This window comes from Vicinamibacteria bacterium (assembly GCA_035620555.1).
Classification (GTDB): domain Bacteria; phylum Acidobacteriota; class Vicinamibacteria; order Marinacidobacterales; family SMYC01; genus DASPGQ01.
Genome location: DASPGQ010000099.1, coordinates 1 through 3,884, shown reverse-complemented (window position 1 = coordinate 3,884; position 3,884 = coordinate 1). Strand labels below are relative to the sequence as shown.

At 62.6% G+C, this 3,884-nt stretch carries 5 protein-coding genes; 3 read left to right on the top strand and 2 right to left on the bottom strand.

All coding sequences use genetic code 11. From position 1 onward, the window contains the following. A partial coding sequence (locus VEK15_04050; protein HXV59843.1) for a TraB/GumN family protein occupies nucleotides 1-1,028 on the bottom strand: 1,028 nt, incomplete at its 3' end. Between the two features lie 142 nt (nucleotides 1,029-1,170). Here VEK15_04050 and VEK15_04045 point away from each other — a divergent pair. The 3 genes from VEK15_04045 to VEK15_04035 all read left to right on the top strand — a co-directional run bounded on the left by VEK15_04045 (nucleotide 1,171) and on the right by VEK15_04035 (nucleotide 3,003). After that, on the top strand, nucleotides 1,171-1,659 hold the full coding sequence (locus VEK15_04045; GenBank protein ID HXV59842.1) for a CBS domain-containing protein: 489 nt from the start codon (nucleotides 1,171-1,173) through the stop codon (nucleotides 1,657-1,659). Nucleotides 1,660-1,742: 83 nt separating this feature from the next. Continuing rightward, nucleotides 1,743-2,609, top strand: a complete 867-nt coding sequence (locus tag VEK15_04040; protein HXV59841.1) for a DMT family transporter — start codon at nucleotides 1,743-1,745, stop codon at nucleotides 2,607-2,609. 10 nt (nucleotides 2,610-2,619) lie between these two features. Next, nucleotides 2,620-3,003 carry a GYD domain-containing protein gene (locus VEK15_04035; protein ID HXV59840.1) on the top strand — a complete coding sequence of 128 codons (384 nt, stop codon included), beginning with the start codon at nucleotides 2,620-2,622 and terminating at the stop codon, nucleotides 3,001-3,003. On the opposite strand, the gene nudC is transcribed toward VEK15_04035, so the two are convergent. Further along, a partial coding sequence (gene nudC, locus VEK15_04030) for an NAD(+) diphosphatase (GenBank protein HXV59839.1) occupies nucleotides 3,000-3,884 on the bottom strand: 885 nt, incomplete at its 5' end. The two genes, VEK15_04035 and nudC, sit on opposite strands and share 4 nt — an antisense overlap.

Here is a 3,884-nt window from a genome sequence, read left to right as displayed (position 1 = left end):
AACTCCTTCACCACCGGGGGCTGAACGTAGGCTTGGACGAAGGCGGTCACGTAGGCCGCGCCAATGACGGGGGTGAGGCTCGTAATCGGCGCTGACACGAAGGCGGCGACGATCGTCAAGGGATGGGCGAGCGCGATGGCGGCACCCAAGGCGCAGGGGATTCCGTTGGCCAGGATCCAATAGAGCAGGTTGTCGCCGGCCGCCTCTGCCCCCTTGCTCCAACCGATGTAGACAATGCCACCGATGATCGCAGCGGGAATTCCCCACCCCACCCATTTCCATACGGAGCTCACTGGCGGGATCTCGCTGATCGCGGCCAGGTCGACGTCTTGCGCTTCCTCGAGCGATTTCTGGATTCCATCCAGATGTCCGGCACCGACGACCGCCACGACGCTCGGGCCTTCGGACTCGCGCAATCTCTGCGCCAGATAGATGTCGCGCTCGTCGATGAGGACGCGCTTCAGGGAAGGCATGACCTGCCCCAGCTCGGCCATGAGATCGGACAAGACGTCACGATCCAGAAGCTTGTCGATTTGCTCTTTGGAGACCTCCTTTTCGTCGAGCACGCTGGCGAAAATTGCGGACAAGAGCACCGCCCTTCGCCAGAATGGAGTTAGCCGCCAAGCGCGGCGAAGGGTGATGCGGACGTCACGGTCGCAGAGCGAGAACGGAATGCCGTTCTCCTCGGCGACCCGGGTCGCCTCCAGAAGCTCGGCTCCAGGGGTGATGCCGAGCTTCAACCCCAGTTTCTTCTGGTACGCCGCCAGCAGAAGATTGACCATCAGGGTGGCGAGCTGCTTTCGACGGATGACCTCCTTGATGTCGAGGGCCTCCCAACGTTGCTGGTGGGTGAGCGCCTCGTAGCGTTGACGGTCGAGCTCCACGCAGACGCGGTCGGGCCTCTCCGTCTCGATGACGCGCCGTACCAGAGCGGCGGATTCCTCGGAGACGTGAGCCGTGCCCACGAGAACGAATCTTCTTCCGTCGACATCGAGCGAGCGCACCTGGCTCTCAGGATAATCACCCATACGACAAACCGAGCGACGCTAGCACAAAAAGAAGCAAGGACCCAAGCCTCCCGCCATTTCGTCAAGAAAGATTGCATCTCATCCTCGCGATCCATACAATAAGACGCGTCCGGAGACCCCCAACCTACCCTGGAGGTGGCCCATGCCTCATCTAAGAGCGTCGGATCTGATGGATAAATTCGTCACCACGCTGTCGCCCCAGACGGACATCCATACGGCGATGCACAGTCTTCTCAAAAAGAAGCTCTCAGGAGCACCCGTCATCGATGAGCGCAATCGACTCATCGGGATCCTCTCGGAAAAAGACTGCTTGAAGTTGGTTGCCAGCGCAGCCTTCGAACGACTGCCGGAAGGCAAGGTCTGCGACTATATGACCACCGACGTGGTGACCCTGACGCCGCGCAGCACGGTTTACGATGTCGTGGACCGTTTTCTCAGGAGCTCGTTCCGTCGACTTCCCGTCGTGGACGAGAACGAGGAGTTTCTCGGTGTCGTGAGTCGATCGAGCGTCGTGAAAGCCGTCGCGGCCATGCGCGATCGTGCCGAGCTCTACCGAACGCCCTCTAGCCTCCCTCCTCAGGAAGTCGGCGCCGGCGTCGACTCCGCGATGCGTCGCGCGCGCGGTCGCTGAGCGGTCACCCGGAGTCGCAAGCCGGTATCCCCCGCGCGCACACTCTTCTTCCGTTCGCCCATGCGGTAGCATTCCGCAACGTAGTGCCTCGCAAAGAGACCCTTTCGGGAATTGGCTTCATGGTCGTGGGGGTGGCCTGCTTCGCGACCATGGATGCGATGGGGAAATGGCTCGTCCGCGACTACTCGGTGTTCCAGCTCCTCGCTCTTCGCAGCTCGTTCGTCGTGTTAATCCTGCTCGGCGTCGCAGCCGTTTCGAGCGGTTGGGACCTGGTGCGAACGCCGCAGCCCGGTGCTCACCTGGTCCGGGCCCTGTGCGGCGTCGGCGCGTTCCTGTTCTTCTTCACCTCGGTGCGATTCCTTCCGCTCGCCGACGCGGTGGCCGTCGCCTTCGGTGGGCCATTCATCGTAACCGCCCTTTCCGTTCCGCTCCTGGGGGAACGGGTCGATACCCGGCAGTGGATCGCCATCGCGGTGGGCTTCTTCGGAATGCTGCTCGTCGTTCGGCCCACGGGGGAGGGTTTCCGGCCCGCCGCGCTCCTGGTGATCGCGTCCAGTTTCTCCTATGCCTTCTTGATGATCCTCACGCGCTGGATGTCGAGACGAAGCGGATTTCGCGAGAGGACTAGCACCTTTCTCTTCTATACCTTCTTCGTTCAGGCGCTTGCGGGCTGGACCGGCTCGATGGGTCGGCTCGAAGCCATGGGCCCTTTCGACTGGCTGTTGACGGCGGGTGTCGGCCTCTTTGCCCTCGGAGGACACTTGGGCATCACCATCGCATTCCAGCGCGCCCCGGTCTCCACGGTGGCACCCTTCGAGTATACGGCCCTGGTCTGGGCGACGGTCTTCGGATTCGTCGTCTTTCGCGATTTCCCTAGCGTCGAAGTCTGGTTGGGCGTCGCGATCATCGTTGCCGCCGGCCTCTACTCCGTCCACCGCGAGAAAGAATAGCTCTCCCGCGTTGACACGACGGACGCCGATCGGATACCGTCCACACTTTCCCAAGGAGGGTACGTTCATGGCTTACTACATGCTACAAGGGGCTTATTCATCCGAAGCCTGGGCGGCACAGCTCAAGGACCCCAAAAACCGGGTCGAAGCGGTACGACCGGCGTTCGAGAAACTGGGGGGCAAGATCGAGCAGTCGTTTTACACGTTCGGTGAGTATGACATTCTGGTCATCGCCCAGTTTCCCGACAGCGTCAGCGCGGCCGCCATTAGCATCGCGATCGCCGGTGGCGGGGCTTTCAAGAGCGCGAAGACGACCCCTTTGCTCTCCATCGACGAAGGCCTCCAGGCGCTCAAGAAAGCCGGCACCTCCGGCTATCGTCCTCCCGCGGGCTAGAGCTCTCCCGCGAGCCAGTCCTCGATGAGTCGGCGCGCGATGGAGATGGGGGACGGGAGCTGGACGCCACGTCGTTCCAGAAGCTCCTCGCGCCCGAACCATCGCGCGTCTTGAAGCTCGGCGTCGCCGAGCTTCACCTCGAGCGTTCGCGCGCGCGCGACGAATCCCAACATGATCGAGCTGGGAAACGGCCACGGCTGCGAGGAGTGATATCGGACCTCCGCGACGTCGATGCCCGTCTCTTCCCGTACCTCCCGCATAACGGCCTCCTCGAGGCTCTCGCCCGGTTCGACGAAGCCCGCGAGGGTCGAATAGACCCGCTCGGGCCAGGCCGACTGTCGTCCTAGCAAACATCGCTCGCCGTCGGTGACGAGCATGATGACGGCCGGATCGGTGCGGGGAAAATGAATCTGACGACAGGCCGAGTTGCTGCAGTTGCGCACGTGACCTCCCTCGGAGGAAGTCGCCGGGGAGCCACACGTCCCGCAGAAATGGTGGCGGCGGTGCCAGTTCGTCATGGCGCTCGCATAAGCCAGGAGTGCCCCTTCTTCACGCGGCAGAAGGGGCGCCGCTTCGCGCAAGCTCATCACCGAATGTCCGGCATCGAGGGCCAACTCCTCGAGCGGGTGCTCGACCGTGGAGAGGTCCACGGCGAAGAAGACTCCTGCCTCACCCTTCCCCAGCAGAATCCTCGTCTCGCGGTGCGCTTCGACCCGGTGTGATTCCACGAACACGATCCTCGGCGATTCACTCGCCACGACGAAATGCTTGGATCTCCAGACGGGCAGGACGCGCGCGCCGGGACGACACCAGGCCCTGTCGATGATTTCCGGATCCATTCGAAGCTCGGCCGCTCGATTGAGCACGAGACCGCTGAGGAA

Coding starts and splice junctions, on each gene's coding strand:
- VEK15_04045 (HXV59842.1), top strand. CDS start 1,171: ATGCCTCATCTAAGAGCGTCGGATCTGATGGATAAATTCGTCACCACG.